At 63.0% G+C, this 22,295-nt stretch carries 14 protein-coding genes, 2 tRNA genes and 3 rRNA genes; 10 read left to right on the forward strand and 9 right to left on the reverse strand.

Annotated elements, in window-relative coordinates:
- Nucleotides 1–5: 5 nt before the first annotated feature.
- A complete protein-coding gene (locus C2U31_RS15800) occupies nt 6–977 on the reverse strand; it encodes a glycosyltransferase family 9 protein (RefSeq protein WP_103273629.1) in 972 nt (323 codons plus the stop codon).
- A gap of 101 nt (nt 978–1,078) precedes the next feature.
- Here C2U31_RS15800 and msbA point away from each other — a divergent pair, with 101 nt between their 5' ends.
- From msbA to C2U31_RS15815, 3 genes are all read left to right on the forward strand, one after another.
- Nucleotides 1,079–2,854 (forward strand): lipid A export permease/ATP-binding protein MsbA, encoded by a 1,776-nt coding sequence (gene msbA, locus C2U31_RS15805; RefSeq protein ID WP_103273630.1) that lies wholly within the window; start codon nt 1,079–1,081, stop codon nt 2,852–2,854.
- Between the two features lie 138 nt (nt 2,855–2,992).
- Nucleotides 2,993–4,807, forward strand: coding sequence for a monovalent cation:proton antiporter-2 (CPA2) family protein (locus C2U31_RS15810; RefSeq protein WP_103273631.1), 1,815 nt, complete (start codon nt 2,993–2,995; stop codon nt 4,805–4,807).
- Nucleotides 4,808–4,941: 134 nt separating this feature from the next.
- Complete coding sequence (locus C2U31_RS15815; RefSeq protein ID WP_103273632.1) at nt 4,942–5,169, forward strand: hypothetical protein; 228 nt, start codon at nt 4,942–4,944, stop codon at nt 5,167–5,169.
- An 18-nt stretch (nt 5,170–5,187) separates the two neighbouring features.
- On the opposite strand, the gene C2U31_RS15820 is transcribed toward C2U31_RS15815, so the two are convergent.
- Nucleotides 5,188–6,333, reverse strand: coding sequence for a diguanylate cyclase (locus C2U31_RS15820; RefSeq protein ID WP_103273633.1), 1,146 nt, complete (start codon nt 6,331–6,333; stop codon nt 5,188–5,190).
- A gap of 248 nt (nt 6,334–6,581) precedes the next feature.
- On the opposite strand from C2U31_RS15820, the gene C2U31_RS15825 reads away from it, so the two are divergent.
- Nucleotides 6,582–8,051 carry a diguanylate cyclase gene (locus C2U31_RS15825; RefSeq protein WP_369869670.1) on the forward strand — a complete coding sequence of 490 codons (1,470 nt, stop codon included), beginning with the start codon at nt 6,582–6,584 and terminating at the stop codon, nt 8,049–8,051.
- A gap of 58 nt (nt 8,052–8,109) precedes the next feature.
- On the opposite strand, the gene C2U31_RS15830 is transcribed toward C2U31_RS15825, so the two are convergent.
- The 4 genes from C2U31_RS15830 to rng all read right to left on the reverse strand — a co-directional run bounded on the left by C2U31_RS15830 (nt 8,110) and on the right by rng (nt 11,690).
- Nucleotides 8,110–8,811 carry a DUF3053 domain-containing protein gene (locus C2U31_RS15830; protein ID WP_103273635.1) on the reverse strand — a complete coding sequence of 234 codons (702 nt, stop codon included), beginning with the start codon at nt 8,809–8,811 and terminating at the stop codon, nt 8,110–8,112.
- Nucleotides 8,812–9,026: 215 nt separating this feature from the next.
- Nucleotides 9,027–9,476, reverse strand: a complete 450-nt coding sequence (locus tag C2U31_RS15835) for a hypothetical protein (protein ID WP_103273636.1) — start codon at nt 9,474–9,476, stop codon at nt 9,027–9,029.
- 56 nt (nt 9,477–9,532) lie between these two features.
- Nucleotides 9,533–10,054: a hypothetical protein gene (locus tag C2U31_RS15840; RefSeq protein ID WP_103273637.1), complete on the reverse strand. Its 522-nt coding sequence runs from the start codon at nt 10,052–10,054 to the stop codon at nt 9,533–9,535.
- A 172-nt stretch (nt 10,055–10,226) separates the two neighbouring features.
- Nucleotides 10,227–11,690, reverse strand: a complete 1,464-nt coding sequence (gene rng / locus C2U31_RS15845; RefSeq protein ID WP_103273638.1) for a ribonuclease G — start codon at nt 11,688–11,690, stop codon at nt 10,227–10,229.
- Between the two features lie 1,746 nt (nt 11,691–13,436).
- Here rng and C2U31_RS15855 point away from each other — a divergent pair.
- From C2U31_RS15855 to rrf, 5 genes are all read left to right on the forward strand, one after another.
- Nucleotides 13,437–14,967, forward strand: a 16S ribosomal RNA gene (locus C2U31_RS15855).
- 130 nt (nt 14,968–15,097) lie between these two features.
- Nucleotides 15,098–15,174, forward strand: a tRNA-Ile gene (locus tag C2U31_RS15860).
- Nucleotides 15,175–15,209: 35 nt separating this feature from the next.
- Nucleotides 15,210–15,285: transfer RNA gene (locus C2U31_RS15865), tRNA-Ala, on the forward strand.
- 307 nt (nt 15,286–15,592) lie between these two features.
- Nucleotides 15,593–18,472, forward strand: a 23S ribosomal RNA gene (locus C2U31_RS15870).
- 195 nt (nt 18,473–18,667) lie between these two features.
- Nucleotides 18,668–18,780 (forward strand): 5S ribosomal RNA (gene rrf, locus C2U31_RS15875).
- Together the 16S, 23S and 5S rRNA genes with 2 tRNA genes alongside form the textbook arrangement of a ribosomal RNA operon.
- 475 nt (nt 18,781–19,255) lie before the next feature.
- Here rrf and C2U31_RS15880 read toward each other — a convergent pair.
- Both C2U31_RS15880 and C2U31_RS15885 read right to left on the reverse strand, forming a co-directional pair.
- The gene (locus C2U31_RS15880; protein ID WP_103273640.1) at nt 19,256–19,996 is read right to left on the reverse strand and encodes an aldolase; all 741 of its coding nucleotides are present in this window, start codon (nt 19,994–19,996) and stop codon (nt 19,256–19,258) included.
- 32 nt (nt 19,997–20,028) lie between these two features.
- Entirely contained in the window at nt 20,029–20,742 is a 714-nt protein-coding gene (locus C2U31_RS15885; RefSeq protein ID WP_103273641.1) for a haloacid dehalogenase type II, read from the reverse strand.
- Nucleotides 20,743–20,872: 130 nt separating this feature from the next.
- Here C2U31_RS15885 and C2U31_RS15890 point away from each other — a divergent pair, with 130 nt between their 5' ends.
- Nucleotides 20,873–21,733 carry a LysR substrate-binding domain-containing protein gene (locus C2U31_RS15890; RefSeq protein ID WP_103273642.1) on the forward strand — a complete coding sequence of 287 codons (861 nt, stop codon included), beginning with the start codon at nt 20,873–20,875 and terminating at the stop codon, nt 21,731–21,733.
- Between the two features lie 143 nt (nt 21,734–21,876).
- Here C2U31_RS15890 and C2U31_RS15895 read toward each other — a convergent pair whose 3' ends face one another.
- A complete protein-coding gene (locus tag C2U31_RS15895) occupies nt 21,877–22,281 on the reverse strand; it encodes a YchJ family protein (RefSeq protein WP_103273643.1) in 405 nt (134 codons plus the stop codon).
- Between the last annotated feature and the right edge of the window lie 14 nt (nt 22,282–22,295).

Below are 22,295 nucleotides of genomic sequence, written 5' to 3' on the forward strand. Positions count from 1 at the left end.
TCCGGTTACTGCTGGCCGTCCAGCAGGCGCCTGGCCTGCCGTTCGACTTCATCCTCCGGCGGCCATGCGTCTTCGGCGCCCACGCAGACCGCGCGCGGCGACCAGGGGCCGGTGCGGCCGGGCCGGGTGACGCCGAACAGCGTGAGCTGCCGTGCGGACGCTGCGGCGGCCACGTGCGAGACGCCGGAATCGTTGCAGATCACCAGGGCCGACCGCGCGGTCAGGGCGGCGAAGGCGCCGAGCGAAAGCGGCGGCAGCAACTGGGCGGTCGGCGCATTGCGCCGGGCCTCGTCCGTTTCCGCGGGAGGAGGGCACATTACCACGGTATGGCCCTGATTCTGCAAGCCGCGGGTAAGTGTATCGAATCCTGGCCAGACTTTGACCTTGCCCTTGTGCAGGCCGGTGGCCGTGGGCGCGATCAGGACGAAGCGTTTGCCTGTCAGCCCGGCGGCGGCCAGGGCCTCGTCGGCTGCCCGCTCGTGGGCGGGCGTGAGCGGCAGGTCCAGCGTCGGGGCGGGGTGGGCCGGGCCGGCGGGCAGGCCCCAGCGCGTGAGCGCGGCGCGGGTCAGGTAGTGCCAGGATTCGACGGCGTGCAGGGACGCCTCCGGCTTGTTCACCGGCCAGCGCAGCAGCAGGCTGCGGCCGTCGTCCCGGTAGCCCGCCGACGGCAGGCCCGCCAGCCGGAACACCAGGGCGCTGGACAGCGAGTCGGGCAGCAGCAGGCCCCGGGCGCGCCTGCCGTCGACGCCCAGCGCGCGACGGTGGGCGCTGACCGCGGCCCGGTCGGGCCCAACCTTGCCTCGCATCGCGATGAAATCCTGCTTGTCGATGCCTTCCAGCAGGTCCCGCGCCCACGGGCGGGCGCAGATCACCAGGGGCAGGCCGGCCGCCTGCAGGGCGCGCAGGCTGGGCAGGCTCATGCAGACATCGCCAACCCAGTTGGGCAGGCGGACATACAGACAGCTGAATTCGGACATGGGCGGGCGCCGGGGCGCAGGTCAAGGACGGGACAGGGGGCGGACGGCGGCGCGCAGCCGGTACAATCCACCGCATAATTGTATTGAAGCGAGTGATTCCTTTGAATTCTGCCGCACGCAAAGCGACCTTGGGCTCCGAGCCTGTCAAAGCCGAACTCTGGGGGCGGATCTACAAGCGCGTGGGCGCCTACTGGAAGGGCCTGGTGCTTGCCATCCTGCTGATGGCGGGCGCGGCGGCCACCCAGCCCACGCTGGCGGTCATCATGAAACCGCTGCTCGACGAGGGCTTTTCCGGCGTCAAGCCGCATTATGTCTGGTCCTTGCCGCTGGCGGTGGTGGGACTGATCTTTGTGCGCGGGGTCTGCAATTTCTTCAGCGACTACCTGCTGGCCTGGGTGGCCAACAACGTGTTGCTGGGCATGCGCCGCGACATGTTCGAACGTCTGCTGGGGCTGCCCGACGCCGACTTCAAGACCGGCGACACCGGCCGCCTGCTGAACCGCTTCACCATCGACGCCGGCAACGTCACCGGCTACGCCACCGATGTGATTTCCGTGCTGGTGCGCGAAACCCTGGTCGTGATCGCGCTTATCTGCGTGCTGCTGTACATGTCCTGGGTACTGACCCTGATCATCCTGATCATGCTGCCGGTGTCGGTGCTGGTCGCCCGCGTGTTCATCAAGCGCCTGCGCAGCATCAACCGCGACACGGTCAACATGAATGCCGAGCTGACCCGGGTGGTCAGCGAGGGCATCGACGGCCAGCGCGTCATCAAGCTGTTCGACGGCTATGAGGTCGAGCGCGGCCGCTTCGCCTTCGTCAGCGGCAAGCTGCGCCGCTTCGCCATGCGCACGACCACGGCCGACGCCGCGCTGACGCCGCTGACCCAGGTCTGCATTTCGATTTCTGTGGGCGCGGTGATCGCCGTCGCCCTCAGCCAGGCCAATAGCGGTTCCCTGACCGTGGGCAGCTTCGCCTCGTTCATGGCCGCCCTGGCGCAGATTTTCGATCCCATCAAGCGCCTGACCAACGTCGCCGCCCGCATGCAGAAGATGCTGGTGTCCGCCGAAAGCGTGTTCACGCTGATCGACCAGAAGCCGGAAATCGACCAGGGCACGCGCACGCTGCCCGAGCCGGTGCGCGGCCGCGTGGAATTCCGAGGCGTCGGCCATCGCTTCCCCGACGCCGACCGCGACACGCTGCACGACGTGTCCTTCACCGTCGAGCCCGGCCAGACCGTGGCGCTGGTGGGCCGCTCGGGCAGCGGCAAGACCACGCTGGTGAACATGCTGCCGCGCTTCGTGCTGGCCGAGACCGGAACCATCCTGGTCGACGACGTGCCCGTCAACGACCTGACGCTGCGCAGCCTGCGCTCGCATCTGTCGCTGGTCAGCCAGGACGTGGTGCTGTTCGACGACACCATCGCCGCCAACGTCGGCTACGGCGCGCTGGGCGAGGCGAGCGAGCAGCAGGTCCGCGACGCGCTCGCCGCCGCCAACCTGCTGGAATTCGTCGAGGGCCTGCCCAACGGCCTGCAGACCCAGGTGGGCGAGAACGCCGCGCGCCTGTCCGGCGGCCAGCGCCAGCGCCTGGCGATCGCGCGCGCCCTGATCAAGAACGCGCCCATCCTGATCCTGGACGAGGCCACCTCGGCCCTGGACAACGAGTCCGAGCGTCAGGTTCAAGCCTCGTTGGAACGCCTGATGCGCGGTCGCACCACGCTGGTCATCGCGCACCGCCTGTCCACCGTGCAGAACGCCGACCGTATCATCGTGCTGGACGCCGGCAGGATCGTCGAGCAGGGCGCCCATTCCGAGTTGCTGGCGGCCAATGGCCTGTACGCATCGCTCTACAAGATGCAGTTCCGCGAGGACTAGCCCTCCCCGAAGCGCTTGCGCGCTGCCCCTCGCGGCGCATGCCTGCGGACCGGCAAAGCCGGCTCCGCGGCATCCCGATGGGTGGCGATCGATGCTCTAGATGCCCGACTGAGGGCTGCCCGAACCAGGAGAAGCCTCATGTCCGTGCCCGCCGAAGGCAATCAACTCGTCAACGTCGTCGTGCTGCTGGGCGCGGCGGTGGTCGCCGTGCCGCTGTTCAAGCGGCTGGGGCTGGGGTCGGTGCTGGGGTATCTGGCGGCCGGCCTGGCGATCGGCCCGTTCGGCATCGGCTTCTTTTCCGATCCCAAGTCCATCCTGCACGTCGCCGAGCTGGGCGTGGTGATGTTCCTGTTCATCATCGGGCTGGAGATGCAGCCCTCGCGGCTGTGGAAGCTGCGCGGAGAGATCTTCGGCCTGGGCGTGGCCCAGGTGCTGGCCTGCGGCGCGCTGCTGACCGGGGTCGGCCTGCTGGCCGGGCTGTCGGCGCCGGCCGCGTTCATGGCGGCCATGGGCTTCGTGCTGTCCTCCACCGCCATCGTCATGCAGATCCTGGCCGAGCGCGACGAGACCGCCAGCGCCCAGGGCCAGCGCATCGTTTCCATCCTGCTGCTCGAGGACCTGGCCATCGTGCCGCTGCTGGCATTGGCCGCGCTGCTGGCGCCCGCCGGCACGGGCGGGCACGGCGATCCCTGGACCCAGGCCGCCATCGCGCTGGGTTGCGTGCTGGCGCTGCTGGCGGCTGGCCGATGGCTGCTCAATCCGCTGTTCCGCCTGCTGGCCGCGGCCCGCGCGCGCGAGGTCATGACGGCGGCGGCGCTGCTGGTGGTGCTGGGCGCGGCCTTGCTGATGGAGCTGGGCGGCCTGTCCACCGCGATGGGCGCATTCCTGGCCGGCGTGCTGCTGTCCGAATCGACTTTCCGGCATCAGCTGGAAGCCGAGGTCGAACCGTTCCGGGGCATTCTGCTGGGCCTGTTCTTCCTGGGCGTGGGCATGTCGCTGGATCTGTCCGCGGTGGCGCGCGAATGGCCGTTGATCCTGGCGGCGGTGCTGATCTTCATGGCGGTCAAGTCCATCGGCGTCTATGCCGTCGCCCGCGCGTTGCGCGCCTCCCATGGCGAGGCGCTGACCCGCGCCGCGCTGTTGGCCCAGGGCGGCGAGTTCGCCTTCGTGCTGTACGGCGCGGCCGCCGCGGTCGGCATTTTCGACGCCCATCTCGCGGCCGTGCTGACCGCCGTGGTCATCATTTCCATGGCGCTGACCCCGCTGTGCGTGCTGGCGCTGCGCTGGTTGCTGCCCAAGCCGGCGCCGTCCATGGACGGGGTGGACGTGGCGCGCGACCTGGACGGCTGCGCGCTCATCATCGGTTTCGGGCGGTTCGGCCAGATCGTCACCCAGGCCATGCTGGCGCGCGGCATCAAGGTGTCCATCCTTGACACCGACACGGACGCCATCCGGGCCGCCGCCAAATGGGGCGTGAAAGTCTATTACGGGGACGGAACCCGCGTGGACATGCTGCGCACCGCCGGCGCCGGGACCGCCAAGCTGATCCTGGTCTGCATCGACGATCCCAAGGCCGTCAACCATGCGGTCAAGCTGATCAAGTCGGAATTCCCCCTGGTCAAGCTGGTGGTGCGCGCCTACGACCGCATTCATGCGCTGGCGCTGGTGAAGGAGGGCGTGGACTTCCAGGTGCGTGAAACCCTGGAGTCGGCCCTGGCCTTCGGTGAAGCCGCCCTGCGCGAGGCCGGGGTGCCGGCGGACGAGGCCGAGGAAGCGATGGCCGACGTGCGTCGGCGCGACGCCGAGCGCTTCGAGCTGGAAGTGGCCGGCGGCCTGTTCGCCGGCCGTTCCCTGCTGTACGGCAATATGAGCAGCCCGGCCGACGGCCGGAACGACCAGCCGGACCGGGAGGCGCCGGACAGTCACGAGGCCGCGCGCAGCACGTCCGTGTGACAAGCATTCGCGGCATCTATGTAAAGCGATCTTTGCATTTATTTTCGCTTCATTTCACGCGCAAGCCGCGCCTGCTGAGTTAGATTGGGCCGGTCGGTTCTTCATTCCGAAGAGCCCGCCGCCAGGAGGCCGCCATGCTGCAATCAGATCGCATCACCACGCCGCCGCAAGCCATCGGTTTCGAGCTTGCCCGCCGACAGGCCGCCGTGCTGCGCTGCGGATTTTCAGCGCAGGCGATGCGCGAGCTGGTATCGCACTCGGGGGCGGGCGGGCCGGCCTGGGCCATCGGCGCCCACCGTGAAACGGACAAGGCGCGTGGCGCCAAGGGCTTTCCGTTCCGCATCGCCGCCGCCGTGTCCTGATTCGGCGGCCGGCCGGCGTCAGGGCTGGGCCATCGCCGTGCGGCTCTTGCCGGCCGACTTCGCCAGGTACAGGGCCCGGTCGGCCGCGTGCAGCACCGAGGCCCTGTCGGCGCCGTGGCGCGGAATCAAGGCGATGCCGACGCTGCCGCCGATGCTCACCGGCTTGTCCTGGTCCAGATCGTAGGGCAGGGAAACCGAGGCAATGATGCGTTCGCCCAGTTCGCGCGCTTCGGCCTCGGACAAGCGGCCGGCCAGCAGCACGAATTCGTCGCCGCCGATGCGCGCGGCCACCGCGTCCGCCGGCTTGAGCGCGACCAGGCGTGCGGATACCTGGGTCAGCAACGTATCGCCCGCCGCGTGGCCGTAGGTGTCGTTGACGGCCTTGAAGCCGTCCAGGTCCAGATACAGCACCGCATATTCCGCCTGTCCGTGGCCGGCGTTGCGGACGGCGATGTCCAGCGCGCCGAACAGGCCGTGACGGTTGAGCAGGCCGGTCAGCGAATCCTGGCGGGCATGCAGCTCGTTCTCGCGCCGGGCGAGCATGGTGGACACCAGCATGTCGTTCAGCCGGTACGAGGCCATGGACATGGACGTCATGTACAAGGGCACCTGCACCAGCACCAGCCACAGGATGGACTCGTGGGTGAACAGCGCGCCCAGCGCGCAGGGGCCGATGCTCAGTGCGACCATCGCCGCCGACAGGCGCGGCGCGCCGAAGTTGCGCACGCAGATGCCGCCGACCATCGACGCGGCCGACAGGCATGCGAGCGTGGCGGCGATCCAGTCGCCGCTGAGCAGGCTGATGAAGGTGCCGTAGCCCACGCTCAGCGCCCAGCAGAGCGCCAGCACCACGTACAGGTCCGTGTGCGTGGGCTTGCCGGCGAGCGCCGCCCGGCGGGCCGAGGTCAACACCACGATGCGCGAGGCGCAGACCAGCGTTTCCAGCGCCAGCCACAGCAGGAAGGGCGGCTCGGGGCGGCGCAAGGTTATCAGCGCGGCGACCATCAGCGTATTGATGATGCCGCCGAAGAAGATCGGCAGGGAGCCGAACAGGCCGCCCAGCAGAGCGATCTGGATATCGGCGGGCACGTTGCGGCCGGGCTTGACCAGCCATTTCGTCAGGCGCCATGCCGGCAAGCTGTAGATCCGATCCTTTTTTTCCATGGTGTTTCGGAGGCGGCCGCGGGTCCGGTTCAATTCGGCTCGGTCCACGCGCGCGGCCGGATTGCGCCATGGTAGCCGGGGACGGCCGCGGGCGCATCATACGGCAAGTGCCCGCGTCATGTATTCACGGTGTGTTTACACCGTATGCCGCCGCTGCTTGCGCGGCTGCACATGGCCCGGCATTATCTGGCTGCTGCTTTACAGGATATGAATCCGGCCCTCGGCCGCCGCGAAGGAGCGCCGTCTTGATGCCCCACGGCTATGTGCACCGCGCCTTGTACACCTTGGCCGCGCTGGTCGCGGTGGGCATCTGCGTGGCCGCGGCGGCCTTGCTGTGGGTCGACCGGCGCGGCACCTGGGACGCGGCCTATGTCGCGTCGCGCAATCTGGCCGACGGGCTGGCCGGCGCCATCGGCCGCACGCTCCACGTCTACGACCTGTCCTTGCAGGGCGTGATCGAACGGTTGCACGAGCCGGGCGTGGCCTTGCTGGCGCCGCAGACGCTGCATCGCTTCCTGTTCGATCGTTCCGCCTCGGCCGAGTACCTGGGCACCATCCTGGTGCTGGACAGCGACGGCCTGGTCCGCTACGACTCCGCCTCCATCGCACCGCCGCTTACCAGCTTCGCCGATCGCGATTTCTTCCGGGTCCATCGCGATGCCGACGACGTGGGCATGTACCTCAGCCGCCCCTACCGCAGCCGCCTGCGCGGCGGCGACGAGAGCCTGGCGGTCAGCCGGCGGCTGTCCAATCCCGATGGCAGCTTCGCCGGCGTGGTCGTGGGCACGCTGCGCCTGGCGTATTTTCGCGATCGCTTTGCGGGCCTGTCGATCGGCGAGCGCGACGTCATCACCGTGTTCCGCAACGACGGCGCGGTGCTGGCGCGCGACCCGTATTCCATGAGCGACCTGGGCGACGACCTTGCCATGTCGCCGGCCTTCCAGCAGTTCCTGATCCGGCGGGAGGGCGCCTTTGTCGGCATGCTGTCGCCAGACGGCGTGCGTCGCCTCTATACATTCGACAGTGTGGAAGGCACGCCCGTGGTGGTCGCCGTGGCGTTGGCCGTGGACGAGGTGCTGCAGCCCTGGGTGCGCCGGGCGATGCTGATCGTACCCGTCACCATCGCCCTGTCGGCGGCGATGCTGGCGCTGATGCTGCTGTATCGCCGGGAAATGGCGCGGCGCGGCGAGGTCGAGCGCAGGCTGGAGGCGCAGGCGCATACCGATGGCCTGACGGGCATATCCAATCGCAGGCTGTTCGACGAGGTGCTTGAGCGCGAGTGGCAAAGCGCGCTGCGCGAGCGCGCGCCGCTGTCCCTGCTGTTCGTGGATGCGGACCATTTCAAGCGCTACAACGACCGCTATGGGCATCAGGAAGGTGACGCGCTGTTGCGGCGGCTGGCCCAGGCCATCCGCCAGAAGGCCCGGCGGCCGCGCGACCTGGCGGCGCGCTATGGCGGGGAAGAGTTCGTGCTGTTGCTGCCGCGCACGGAAGGGCGGCAGGCCCTCGCCATCGCTGAACGCCTGCGCAAGTCGGTCGCCGCCTTGCGGCTGCCGCACCAGGACAATGGCGGGGGCATCGTCACGCTGAGCATCGGGGTGGCGTCGGCGCTGCCCGAGCCAGGGCAGGCGGCGGCCAGCCTGGTCGAAGCCGCGGACGCGGCGGTCTATCGCGCCAAGGAAGCCGGCCGCAACCGCGTGTTCATGGCCGGACGGTAAGGCGCCGGCGTGCCGGTAGCGCGCGCCGCCCGCAAGGCGGCGCGCTTCAGGCAAGGGCTCAGCGGCCCAGCATCACGGCCTGCAGGCGGGTGTGGGCCTGCTGCACGTTGCGCGCCTGGGTGTTCAGGTCTTGCAGCATCGTGTTCAATTCCTTCTGAACGGCCGGATCGCTGACCTGGACGGTCGAGCCGGAGATCTGGATTTCCTTCTGGTGCTGGGCGACGTAGTCGGCGATCTTCAGGCTGCTGTCGAAAGTGGCGTTGATCTGCGGCAGCACGCTGCGGAAGGTGTCGGCCGGCAGCGTCACGGTCTTTTCATAGGCCTTGGCATAGACGGCCTTCAGGTCGTCGGGCTGCTTGAGCTGCGCGCGGGCGGCGTCGGCCTTGCCTTGCTGCTCCTTCAGCGCCGTGCCCATGTCATTGAGCGCCGTCTGCACCGTCTTCAGGTCGTCGCGGCGAGCGACGATGTCGCTCAGTGTACGCATGCCGCCCTTTTGCATCAGGCTGTTCAGCGGCTTGACCGATGCGTCCATGCCCGAGTTGAAATCCGTGATCACGGCGTAGTGCGCGGCGTAGTCGCCGAAGGACTTCTTTTCTTCCGCCGTCAGCTGCGGCACGCGCACGCCGGGTTTGTCGATGATACGGGTCTGCAGGAATTGCGTGAACGCGGCGCGTTGCTCGGGTTCCTTGTCGCCGCAGGCGGCGAGCAGCAAGGGCAGCGCCAGGGCCAGGGCGACGATCGGGCGGAAAAGGAATTTCATGGAAAAGCTCCTGTGTTGCGGGATATCGGGCGAGCCGCCGGGCAGCAACGCCAAGCGCCGGGAGCTTATCGACTGCTCCCGGCGCCTGCCACAGGTTTAAGACTTGTTTGCAAACGAAGTGGAATGAAACAACTCGGTCACAGAACGATGTGATTCGCGCGTCGTTTGCTGCTACGTGCGCGCGGCGCGCGCTTAGCGGGGTGCCTGGACGGGCCCTAGACCACGAATTGCGGCCGTCCTTCACGGACCCAGCGGGCGTAGCGCGCATCAATGGCCGGGGCCAGCCGTTCGTAGTGTTCCCAGGTGTCCGGCACGCTGTAGAGCGAGGCTTCGTTCACCGAGAAGGCGGCGAAGTAGTCGTCGATGTAGCGGCTGTCGTGATCGTCGCCCACGTAGTACGCCAGGGCGAAGGCGGCGCCCTCGGCATTCAGATCTTCGTCGATCAGTTTTTCGTCCAGCTCGGTGATCAGGAACCGGGCGCCTGTCAATTCCCGGCGTTGCAAAGCGGCCAGCGCCTCGGCCGAATCGTCGATCAGCTCCTCGCCCGCCATGCCGTGCAACAACGCCCAGGCCAGGAACATGCCGATGTGGGTGGCGGCGGCGGATTCAGGCAGGTCGGCGGGATAATCGCCCTCGTAGTGCCAGGATGCATCGTCGAATTTCATCAGGATCTGTGTTCCTTGTCGTGGGAGGGCCACCCGCGCGCCGGGCGGTGCGGGATTCAGAAAACCAGCGGGCGCAGCACCAGCACCCAGACCGCCAGCAACAGGGCCAGCACGCTGATGGCCAGCGAGGCGGTGGCGCCCGCGCGGCCCAGGTCGGCCCGATGGGCGCCTCGACGCCAGCCCGCATAAGTGAGGCCGGCCAGCGCCAGCCAGCCGAGCGCCGCGCCGGCATAGGGCAGGCCGTCGGCGATGCGCGGCAGGAGATTCCAGGCGACCAGCACGCCGAGCAGGGTCAGCGTGCTGCAGAGCAGGGCCATGAAACCCAGCCTGGGACTGAGCCGCATCAGGAAGGACTGAATGCCGCCGGCGATGAAGGCATAGGCCGCGAGCTTGGCGGCGCCGGCCTCGGTGTTGCCGTTCAGGATCAGGGCGAGCGGCGCGCGCGAGCCGGTGCCGCGCAGGAAATAGTAGAAGACGCCGGCGGCGACCGCGCCGAAGCACAGGGCCAGGACGCCGTGCCAGCGCGCGCGCGGGCGGGACGGCGGATGGGCGGCGATAACGGGCGAGGGTAGGTTCATCGGTGATTCCTGTGGTGGTGTTCGCGGGTGGGGCATGTGCTCGGTGCTTGAGGCAGATGCCGGTTCGTCGGCGTGCGGCGTGCGGTGTCTTGCCCTGCCGGCCGACGCTGTGCGGACAGCAACCGGGTTCCGGATTCGGTAGGCGGAGCCGGGCGACCCGTCGGGCCATATGTCAAACCAGGATGATGTCGTACTTCTCTTGCGTATACGTGCTTTCCACTTCCAGCGACACGCGCTTGCCCACGAAATCTCCCAGCATGGCCAGGTGCTGGCTTTCCTCTTCCAGGAAGAGATCCACCACTTCCTGCGAGGCGAGGATGCGGAACTCCTTGGGATTGAACTGCCGCGCCTCGCGCAGGATTTCGCGCAGGATCTCATAGCAGACCGTGCGCGGCGTGCGCACGTTGCCGCGCGCCTCGCACATGGGGCAGGGTTCGCAGAGCTGGTGCGCCAGCGAATCGCGGGTCCGCTTGCGAGTCATCTCCACCAGGCCCAGCTGTGTGAAGCCGTTGACGGTCATGCGGGTGCGGTCGCGTGAAAGCGCCTTCTTCAGCTCGGCCAGCACGGTGTCGCGGTGCTCCTGCTCTTCCATGTCGATGAAGTCCAGGATCACGATGCCGCCCAGGTTGCGCAGCCGCAGCTGGCGCGCGATGGCTTGCGCGGCCTCCAGGTTCGTCTTGAAGATGGTGTCGTCGAAATTCCGGCCGCCGACGAATCCGCCCGTGTTCACGTCGACCGTGGTCAGCGCCTCGGTCTGGTCGATGATCAGGTAGCCGCCGGACTTCAGGTCCACGCGCCGCGACAGCGCGCGCGCGATTTCCTCGTCTACGTTCGCGGTATCGAACAGCGGGCGTTCGCCGCTGTAGTGACGCACCCGCTCCACCACCGACGGCGTATAGGTGCGCGCCCATTCCAGCATGGACGCGGTGGTGGTGCGAGAGTCCACCAGGATGGTGCCGGTGTTCGGACCGACCATGTCGCGCAGCACGCGCTGCGCCAGCGTCAGGTCCTGGTGCAGCAGGGCGGGGGCGGGTTGCGTGCGCGCCAGTGCCTGCACGCTGGTCCACAGCTTGCGCAGATAGGCCACGTCCGCGTTCAGTTCGTCGTCGTTGGCGCCTTCGGCCTGGGTGCGGACGATGAAGCCGCCTTTCTCCCCTTCGGGCATCAACGCCTGCAAGCGTTCGCGCAGCTGCGTGCGCTCGGTCTCGGAATCGATCTTCTGGGAGATGCCGATATGCGGATCATGCGGCAGATAGACCAGCATGCGGCCGGCCATGCTGATCTGCGTGGACAGCCGCGCGCCCTTGGTGCCCAGGGGGTCCTTGACCACCTGGACCATGATGGTCTGTCCTTCGAACAGCAGTTTTTCGATCGGCGTGGGCGGCAGCCCCTGGCTGCGCTCGCCCCGGTTCTCCCGCAGGTCCGCGATATGGATGAATGCCGCGCGTTCCAGCCCGATGTCGATGAATGCGCTTTGCATGCCCGGCAGCACGCGGACCACACGGCCCAGGTAAATATTGCCTACATGGCCGCGCTGGATGCTGCGCTCGACATGCAGTTCCTGCACCGCTCCCTGCTCGACCAGCGCGACGCGAGTCTCGAACGGGGTGACATTGATCAGGATGTCTTCGCTCATTGCGGTGGCAGTGGGCATGGGGCGGTCGTCTCCATTGAGTTGGGTGGGCGGCTTACAAGGCGAATAGTAAACGTACCGCCGGGGCAGGCAAGTCGAGACGGGGCGTTCTCGTTGACGAAGCTGGGGGCGGGTGGCACGGAATGGTGGCTGGGGGCAGGTGTTCGAATCCTGTTTTGCACAGAGGGGCGCGTTGGCGGGAGAGGGGAGAAGGGAGAAGGGAGAAGGGAGAAGGGAGAAGGGAGAAGGGAGAAGGGAGAAGGGAGAAGGGAGAAGGGAGAAGGGAGAAGGGAGAAGGGAGAAGGGAGAAGGGAGAAGGGAGAAGGGGCGCCCTGATTCACGGTCCTCGGAAAAGGGGCGTCGGAAAAGGGACGTCGACGGGTGTGGGCGGGTGTGGGCGGGTGACGGTTGCAGGTGTCCGTTTGAACCAGGTCGTACTGTGCTGCCGCTCGGAAGACAGGGCTGATCGGTTCGTTCTGATCCGGGTGCCCTGAGCGGGTGGCGCGGCCTTCTATATATATATATGGTGTGTCGTCGCATCCTATACATATAGGGATAAAGAGGTGGCGCCAGTGCGGCTGCCAGATCGCGGCGAATAAGTCCGTCGCACTCGGGGCTTCGCGGCGTCAGAAGCGGAGCCGGCGTCGGAGTCCTCAGGCAATGGGTTAGGAGCGAGGCAAGACCAGGGCCATCTCTATATAGGCTGGCCGCAACACACCAGCGAAGCCGGAGCGATCTCGCCACAGATTGCGTCCTGCGCTCGGCAGCCAACATCTTTTTTACGACCGCCGTGTGACAAGCGAAATTTCTGTGCTATAGTCTCGCTCCTTCGCAGTTCAAGCAGTTTTCTGAACCGCGAAGCCAAGCAGGACGCAACGGGTTGTTGGTTTTTCCAGCGATCTGCCGCAGCGGCAAACGAGGTCCTTCGGGGCGTTGAGCGCCAAGCGGTTATTGCAAGGTTCGGTGCAAATCAGGCAGAAGCCAGTTGCACAGACTGCAATAGTGTGTTATAGTTTTGGGCTTGGCTGGTGATGTTGATTCAGGGTTAACCCGGGTGGGCAGTCTGAACAAGATGGCAAGCCAACCGAGGTGTAGCCAACCTTCGATGCGATGCAAATTGAATCGAAGCTGCGGATAGGAAGTTTGAGCGAAAGCACAGGCGACCAGAAAGCAGGGTTGCAAGATAGGATGCAAATTAGGCAAAAGCCGGTTGCATAATCTGCAAAAGTTGTGTTATAGTTTCGGGCTTGGCGGTTGCCGAAAGGTTAGGGAATACCCTGATGTTTCGATAGCTGCTAAGAGGGAGATCCGAAAGGGTTTTCCGGCGAGACCTGAAGGGGTCGCCGTCAAGTGGGTGAAGCGAAATTAAACGCGACGCTGACTTGACAAGCGATAAAAACTTCTTCATAATCTCGTTTCTCTGCTGCTGAGACAGCAGCGACGCGAAAGCGGGTTGAAAGACCTGATTCTTCGAAAGTCGCTGAAGTTAACGGCAGTTGAGGCGAAGTAGTACAGAATTTGGCAGTACCGCTCTTTAACAATTAAACAACCGATAAGTGTGGGCGCTTGATGCGAGTGCGCAGTGATCGGGCCGGGTTTACCTGGTTTGATCGCAAGCACAAGAAATCAAGTGCTCACTAGAAGTGAAGTGCCTTAGATGTCAAGTCTAAGAACATACCTCACTTCCTTTGAGTAGCGACGTATGACTCGGTTCTTCGGAACTAAGAAATACGAATTTATACAGAGATTAAACTGAAGAGTTTGATCCTGGCTCAGATTGAACGCTAGCGGGATGCTTTACACATGCAAGTCGAACGGCAGCGCGGACTTCGGTCTGGCGGCGAGTGGCGAACGGGTGAGTAATGTATCGGAACGTGCCCAGTAGCGGGGGATAACTACGCGAAAGCGTAGCTAATACCGCATACGCCCTACGGGGGAAAGCAGGGGATCGTAAGACCTTGCACTATTGGAGCGGCCGATATCGGATTAGCTAGTTGGTGAGGTAACGGCTCACCAAGGCGACGATCCGTAGCTGGTTTGAGAGGACGACCAGCCACACTGGGACTGAGACACGGCCCAGACTCCTACGGGAGGCAGCAGTGGGGAATTTTGGACAATGGGGGCAACCCTGATCCAGCCATCCCGCGTGTGCGATGAAGGCCTTCGGGTTGTAAAGCACTTTTGGCAGGAAAGAAACGTCGCGGGCTAATACCCCGTGGAACTGACGGTACCTGCAGAATAAGCACCGGCTAACTACGTGCCAGCAGCCGCGGTAATACGTAGGGTGCAAGCGTTAATCGGAATTACTGGGCGTAAAGCGTGCGCAGGCGGTTCGGAAAGAAAGATGTGAAATCCCAGAGCTTAACTTTGGAACTGCATTTTTAACTACCGAGCTAGAGTGTGTCAGAGGGAGGTGGAATTCCGCGTGTAGCAGTGAAATGCGTAGATATGCGGAGGAACACCGATGGCGAAGGCAGCCTCCTGGGATAACACTGACGCTCATGCACGAAAGCGTGGGGAGCAAACAGGATTAGATACCCTGGTAGTCCACGCCCTAAACGATGTCAACTAGCTGTTGGGGCCTTCGGGCCTTGGTAGCGCAGCTAACGCGTGAAGTTGACCGCCTGGGGAGTACGGTCGCAAGATTAAAACTCAAAGGAATTGACGGGGACCCGCACAAGCGGTGGATGATGTGGATTAATTCGATGCAACGCGAAAAACCTTACCTACCCTTGACATGTCTGGAATCCTGAAGAGATTTAGGAGTGCTCGCAAGAGAACCGGAACACAGGTGCTGCATGGCTGTCGTCAGCTCGTGTCGTGAGATGTTGGGTTAAGTCCCGCAACGAGCGCAACCCTTGTCATTAGTTGCTACGAAAGGGCACTCTAATGAGACTGCCGGTGACAAACCGGAGGAAGGTGGGGATGACGTCAAGTCCTCATGGCCCTTATGGGTAGGGCTTCACACGTCATACAATGGTCGGGACAGAGGGTCGCCAACCCGCGAGGGGGAGCCAATCCCAGAAACCCGATCGTAGTCCGGATCGCAGTCTGCAACTCGACTGCGTGAAGTCGGAATCGCTAGTAATCGCGGATCAGCATGTCGCGGTGAATACGTTCCCGGGTCTTGTACACACCGCCCGTCACACCATGGGAGTGGGTTTTACCAGAAGTAGTTAGCCTAACCGCAAGGGGGGCGATTACCACGGTAGGATTCATGACTGGGGTGAAGTCGTAACAAGGTAGCCGTATCGGAAGGTGCGGCTGGATCACCTCCTTTCAGAGCTTAGTGCTCGTGTTAAGCGTCCACTCTTATCGGTTGTTTGATATAGCTGGGATCGGTTGTGGGCTTGGGTAGAGGGATTCCTCCCTGTGTCCATGACTTCTGACTACTGATCCGAGAAGGTTTTGGGTCTGTAGCTCAGTCGGTTAGAGCACCGTCTTGATAAGGCGGGGGTCGTTGGTTCGAATCCAACCAGACCCACCAGGTATTCGCAGGGCGCGGTAAGCGTCGTGGGATATGGGGGTGTAGCTCAGCTGGGAGAGCGCCTGCTTTGCAAGCAGGATGTCATCGGTTCGATCCCGTTCACCTCCACCACTGATTGACGAAGGTTGATCGCCTGGTGAGAAGTAGAGGCTAACTCATAGCGTCGTGTGCAGATTGCAGACGGTTTTATGAGTTAGGTTTTACCTGACAGCTATATTTGTTCTTTAACAATCTGGAAGAAGCACAACAAAATGTGCTCATCGAGTAGTCAGCTTGGCTGATGAAGATGGGTACGGGTTGTGATTGCATTAATTTTGTTCCAAGTTCTCAAGACTGAAGTGAATAACTTCAGACTGCTTTGAAACTTATGAACGGCACAAACGCTAATACTCAGGTCCTATAGCCTACAGCGTTATAGGATCAAGCGACTAAGTGCATATGGTGGATGCCTTGGCGATCACAGGCGATGAAGGACGTAGTAGCCTGCGAAAAGCTGCGGGGAGCTGGCAAACAAGCTTTGATCCGCAGATATCCGAATGGGGAAACCCACTCCGCAAGGAGTATCCCTGACTGAATACATAGGTCAGTGGAAGCGAACCGGGTGAACTGAAACATCTCAGTAGCTCGAGGAAAAGAAATCAACCGAGATTCCGAAAGTAGTGGCGAGCGAAATCGGAAGAGCCTTTACGTTTTAGCATTCAGGATAATCGAACGGGATGGAAAGCCCGGCCGTAGCAGGTGATAGCCCTGTAGATGAAATCTTGAGTGTGGAACTAAGCGTAAGAAAAGTAGGGCGGGACACGTGAAATCCTGTTTGAAGATGGGGGGACCATCCTCCAAGGCTAAATACTCGTGATCGACCGATAGTGAACCAGTACCGTGAGGGAAAGGCGAAAAGAACCCCGGAAGGGGAGTGAAATAGATCCTGAAACCGTATGCATACAAACAGTAGGAGCCTCGTAAGGGGTGACTGCGTACCTTTTGTATAATGGGTCAGCGACTTACATTCAGTGGCAAGGTTAACCGAATAGGGAAGCCGTAGCGAAAGCGAGTCCGAATAGGGCGATTCAGTCGCTGGGTGTAGACCCGAAACCAGATGATCTATCCATGGCCAGGTTGAAGGCACGGTAACACGTGCTGGAGGACCGAACCCACTAATGTTGAAAAATTAGGGGATGAGCTGTGGATAGGGGTGAAAGGCTAAACAAATCTGGAAATAGCTGGTTCTCTCCGAAAACTATTTAGGTAGTGCCTCAAGTATTACTGCAGGGGGTAGAGCACTGTTATAGCTAGGGGGTCATGGCGACTTACCAAACTATGGCAAACTCCGAATACCTGCAAGTACAGCTTGGGAGACAGAGCACCGGGTGCTAACGTCCGGACTCAAGAGGGAAACAACCCAGACCGCCAGCTAAGGTCCCGAATTATCGCTAAGTGGGAAACGAAGTGGGAAGGCATAGACAGTCAGGAGGTTGGCTTAGAAGCAGCCATCCTTTAAAGAAAGCGTAATAGCTCACTGATCGAGTCGTCCTGCGCGGAAGATGTAACGGGGCTAAGCGATAAACCGAAGCTGCGGGTGTGCACTTTGTGCACGCGGTAGGAGAGCGTTCTGTAAGCCTGCGAAGGTGGCTTGTAAAGGCTGCTGGAGGTATCAGAAGTGCGAATGCTGACATGAGTAGCGATAAAGGGGGTGAAAAGCCCCCTCGCCGTAAGTCCAAGGTTTCCTGCGCAACGTTCATCGGCGCAGGGTGAGTCGGCCCCTAAGGCGAGGCAGAGATGCGTAGCTGATGGGAAGCTGGTTAATATTCCAGCACCGTCGTACAGTGCGATGGGGGGACGGATCGCGGAAGATCATCAGGGTGTTGGATGTCCCTGTTGCTGTATCGAAGATGGCGCTTAGGCAAATCCGGGCGCGTAAATCAAGGGTATGGCACGAGCGAGCATAGCTTGCGAAGTGATTGGAAGTGGTTCCAAGAAAAGCCTCTAAGCTTCAGCTGTACGAGACCGTACCGCAAACCGACACAGGTGGACGGGATGAATATTCCAAGGCGCTTGAGAGAACTCAGGAGAAGGAACTCGGCAAATTGATACCGTAACTTCGGGAGAAGGTATACCCCGGTAGTGTGAAGCGCCTGCGCGCTTAGCATGATGGGGTCGCAGAGAATCGGTGGCTGCGACTGTTTATTAAAAACACAGCACTCTGCAAAGACGAAAGTCGACGTATAGGGTGTGACGCCTGCCCGGTGCCGGAAGGTTAAGTGATGGGGTGCAAGCTCTTGATCGAAGCCCCGGTAAACGGCGGCCGTAACTATAACGGTCCTAAGGTAGCGAAATTCCTTGTCGGGTAAGTTCCGACCTGCACGAATGGCGTAACGATGGCCACACTGTCTCCTCCTGAGACTCAGCGAAGTTGAAGTGTTTGTGATGATGCAATCTACCCGCGGCTAGACGGAAAGACCCCATGAACCTTTACTGTAGCTTTGCATTGGACTGTGAACCGGCCTGTGTAGGATAGGTGGGAGGCTTTGAAGCGTGGTCGCTAGATCACGTGGAGCCATCCTTGAAATACCACCCTGGTTTGTTTGCGGTTCTAACCTTGGTCCGTTATCCGGATCGGGGACAGTGCATGGTGGGCAGTTTGACTGGGGCGGTCTCCTCCCAAAGTGTAACGGAGGAGTTCGAAGGTACGCTAGGTACGGTCGGAAATCGTGCTGATAGTGCAATGGCATAAGCGTGCTTGACTGTGAGACTGACAAGTCGAACAGGTGCGAAAGCAGGACATAGTGATCCGGTGGTTCTGAATGGAAGGGCCATCGCTCAACGGATAAAAGGTACTCTGGGGATAACAGGCTGATACCGCCCAAGAGTTCATATCGACGGCGGTGTTTGGCACCTCGATGTCGGCTCATCTCATCCTGGGGCTGTAGCCGGTCCCAAGGGTATGGCTGTTCGCCATTTAAAGAGGTACGTGAGCTGGGTTTAAAACGTCGTGAGACAGTTTGGTCCCTATCTGCCGTGGGCGTTGGATACTTGACGGAGCCTGCTCCTAGTACGAGAGGACCGGAGTGGACGTACCTCTGGTGTACCGGTTGTCATGCCAATGGCATTGCCGGGTAGCTAAGTACGGAAGAGATAACCGCTGAAGGCATCTAAGCGGGAAACTCGTCTGAAGATTAGGTATCCCGGGGACTTGATCCCCCTAAAGAGTCGTTCGAGACCAGGACGTTGATAGGTCGGGTGTGGAAGCGCAGTAATGCGTTAAGCTAACCGATACTAATTGCTCGTGAGGCTTGATCCTATAACACTGATGGTTATGACCTGGTGTATAGCGTATACAAGTGTCGTTCAATACAAAATCTGGCTGCCCCGTCAGCAGCCAGCCAACATCGATTACAACCCGAGTGCGCGATCATCGAGAGAACTCTCTGATGCGCCTGTTGTGTTTCTTCCAAGATTGGAGCGCATGCCCTAGGCGCGCGCTCAACCGGTTACGCCTGACGACCATAGCGAGTTGGTCCCACTCCTTCCCATCCCGAACAGGACAGTGAAACGACTTTGCGCCGATGATAGTGGACGGACGTCTGTGAAAGTAGGTCATCGTCAGGCTTTTATTGCTCAGAACCCCGCAGCTCACCGCTGCGGGGTTTTGTTTTTGTGCGCACGCAAATGCTGTGGCGCCTCGAGGGCGGACAGACCAGCGCCAGGCACAGGCCCGCTACAGCCATGGCTCGCGCAAGACATGAACACAAGAAAGGCCCCGCGGCTCGCGCCGCGGGGCCTTTTACGTTGCATCGCTGTGCGCGCGAACCGGGCGCCTGCCATCGCGGCCGCATGCGGGTCGCCTGCTGGTGACCACACGCCCCGTCCGCGAGGCTCTGGCGGGAATGCGGGCCGCACCGGTCTATCCGGGATGCGGACGCTATAAGCGCCTCGGATTTGCAGAGAGGCTTTAACGCCAGCTACTTCCGCAGGACTGCTGCCCTTGAGCGTGGCAAGGTCTGCTTCTGACTACGGCACGGCATGCCCGGGCTGGCAGCCAGAAACTCGCTGATCCGTTCCACCGCCTGCCGCAAGAACGCTTCTAGCTCAGTTGCCGCCGCAACGCCTCGAAGAACAGCGCCGACTGCAAGCGCTCGGATTGCACCTGCGCCGCCACTTTGCCGGCCAGCTCCGGATTCACCGGCGCCAGCGGACGCCCCGTCGATTGCGCGAGCACCTGCGCCTGGCAGGCGCGCTCCAGATAGAACAGATCGTCGTAAGCGTAGTCCAGCCGCTCGCCGCATACCACCACACCGTGATTGGCCAGGAACACGATATCCGCGCCCTGCATGGCGTGCGCGATGCGTTCGCCTTCGCTGACATCCAGCGCCAGCCCGTTATAGTCGCGGTCGATCGCGAGCCTGCCGTGAAAGCGCATGGCGTTCTGCGACAGAGTGGTGTCCAGCGCCCGGTCCGAGGTCAGCGTCAATGCCGTGGCGTGGGGCATGTGGGTATGCAGCACACAGGCCTTGCCGGCAATGCGATGGATGGCTGCATGAATGAACATGGCGGTCGGTTCCACGGCATGTCGACCCGCCAGCTTGTTGCCCTGGGCATCGATGAGCACGATGTCCTCGGCTTGAACCTCGTGCCACATCAGCCCGCGTGGATTGAGCAGGAAGAGGTCCGAATCGCCTGGCAAGGCCACACTGAAATGATTGCAGACGCCTTCGCCCAGACCATGCGCCGCGGCCGCTCTCAAGGCCAGCGCCAGATCGGCACGCAGCGCATGGATGGGCTCTGAATGAAACAGCGCTTCAGTGACCTTGGAATCGTGGTTCATGACAGCCTTTGCTGGTAAGAGGAAAGCGCTGGTCAGATCCAGCCCGCTTGGCGGAACAGGCCGATGACCTGATCCAAGGTGGATACGGTAGCGTCGGGACGGTAGTCAGGCAAGCATTGGCGGCCTGTGCCCCGGTCGATCCAGACACAGCGAAAGCCGATGTCGCGCGCAGCGGCGTGATCGAGATGAGGGCTGGCGCAGATATGGACGACCTGGTCGGGCGTGACGCCCAGGCTGGCGTGCGCGTGGGCGAAGATCTGGCGCGAAGGTTTGTAGGCGCCGGCCTGCTCGGCCGTAATGACGCGATCGATGTGGCCGCCCATCTGCGAGACATTGCCGGCGATGATGGCGTCGTCGGTATTCGAGATGATGCACAGACGGAAGCCGGCCTGCTTCAGCGCGCCCAGCGTGTCCACGACTTCGGGGAAGGGCGGCATGGCCGAGATGCCGCCGATCAGCGTATCGGCGTCCTCGGGGCGATACGCCATGCCCAGCTCGCGCATCGTCAGGTGCAACGATTCCCGCGTGATGTCGGCGAAGCGCTGGTGCGGCGGCGTGCGTTCGAGCCGATGTTCATGACCATCGTAGACGTGCAGGAACTGTTCCGGCGACGGCAGCGGGCCGCTCTGCGCGGACGGGCCCAGGATGCGGGCGACGGCGGCTTGCAGGCCTTCATCCCATTGAATCAGGGTGCCATAGCAATCGAAGGTCAGCCATTGAGGCCGGGGAAGAGCGGTGAGCGGCATGGAGCGTCCTCATGTTTGCGGATACAGCTGTTGGCAGGCGCGAGGCCCATCGCCAGCGTAGTGCCGCGCTTGTGAGTAGTAAAATTAATAAAAAAACTGAAGTCAGTTATTTATTGGATATCTATAAGCCATGCTCGATCTGGAATTGCTCAGGACGCTGGTGTGCGTGGTCGACGAAGGCAGCTTCACGCGCGCGGCCAGCCGCGTGCACCGGACCCAGTCCACGGTCAGCCAGCAGGTGCGCAAGTTGGAGCAGGCCGTCGGCAAGACCCTGTTGCTGCGCGACCGGACGGGCAGCAACGTGTCCGCGACCGAAGACGGCGAGCTGATGCTGGCGTATGCGCGCCGCCTGCTGGCGATCGCTGATGAGGCGCAGCAAGTACTGTCGGCGCCGCGCTCGGCGCGAGTGCTGCGGCTGGGTGTGCCGGAAGATTTCGACGTTGCGCGCCTGACCGTGCTGCTGGCGAAGTTTAGCGCCCGTCATCCGGACCTGCGCCTGGAGACCGTCAGCGGCATGAGCGCGGGGCTACGCGAGCGCCTGGCGGCGGGCGCGCTGGATCTGGCGCTGGTCAAGCGCGAACCGGGCGATGGTCCTTGCCTGGCAGCATGGCCGGAAGCCTTGGTATGGGTGGGAGAGCCGCGCATCGTCCGCGAGGCGGCGTCCGTGCCGCTGGTGCTGTTCCCGCAGGGCTGCATCTATCGCAAGCGCATGATCTACGCGCTGGAAAGCGCCGGGCGCGCCTGGCATGCGGCGTACCACAGCCATAGCCTGGCCGGGGTGCAGGCGGCCGTGGCCGCAGGATTGGGCGTCAGCCTGCTGCCGGCCTACGCGCGCCTGCCGGGTCAGGCCGTGTTGGGCAGGAAGCACGGTTTCGAGGCCGCGCCGGCGACCGAACTGGCCATTGTTGGCGAGCATCGGGGCTTGTCCATGGCGCATCGGGATCTGATCGGCGCCCTGGAACAGGCCATCGGTGGCTCGTGTGCCGTCTGATGCGGCCAACGCCTCGGCGCGTTGTCAGGCCGGGACGCCGAGCAAGACCGGGGCTCGCTCGCCACGTGCTCATGCCCTGGGGAGCCGCGACACGCGTCGGCGGCGGGTGTCCGGCCAATCCGCGTGATGCCGGACCGGCCGATTCAGTCCACGTCGCCGTCGACGTAGAACCACTGACCCTGCTCACGCACGAAGCGGCTGAGCTCATGCATGCGGTGCGCGCGGCCTGCCTGGCGGCTGCGCGCGACGAATTCCACGGTTGCGTGATCGGCGTCTTGCGTCTGTGCGCGCTTGATCGACAGTCCCAGCCATTTGAGATCGGCCGGGTTGGGTTCCAGCGCAGTGGGGCGCGTATCCGGATGCCAGGTCGCGAGCAGATAGTCCAGTCGATCCAGCACGAAGGCGCTGTAGCGCGAGCGCATCAGGGCCTCGGCGTCGGGCGCCTGCAGGAACTGCGGGCCGGCATGCCAGCGGCCGCAGCATTCGGCGTAGCGCTTGCCGCTTTCACAGGGACAGGGTTGCGTGGCGGCGTCGGCTTTGCGGGTCACGTGAGTAAGGGCGC

Origin of the sequence: Achromobacter sp. AONIH1, from assembly GCF_002902905.1 — a bacterium.
GTDB lineage: Bacteria > Pseudomonadota > Gammaproteobacteria > Burkholderiales > Burkholderiaceae_B > Achromobacter.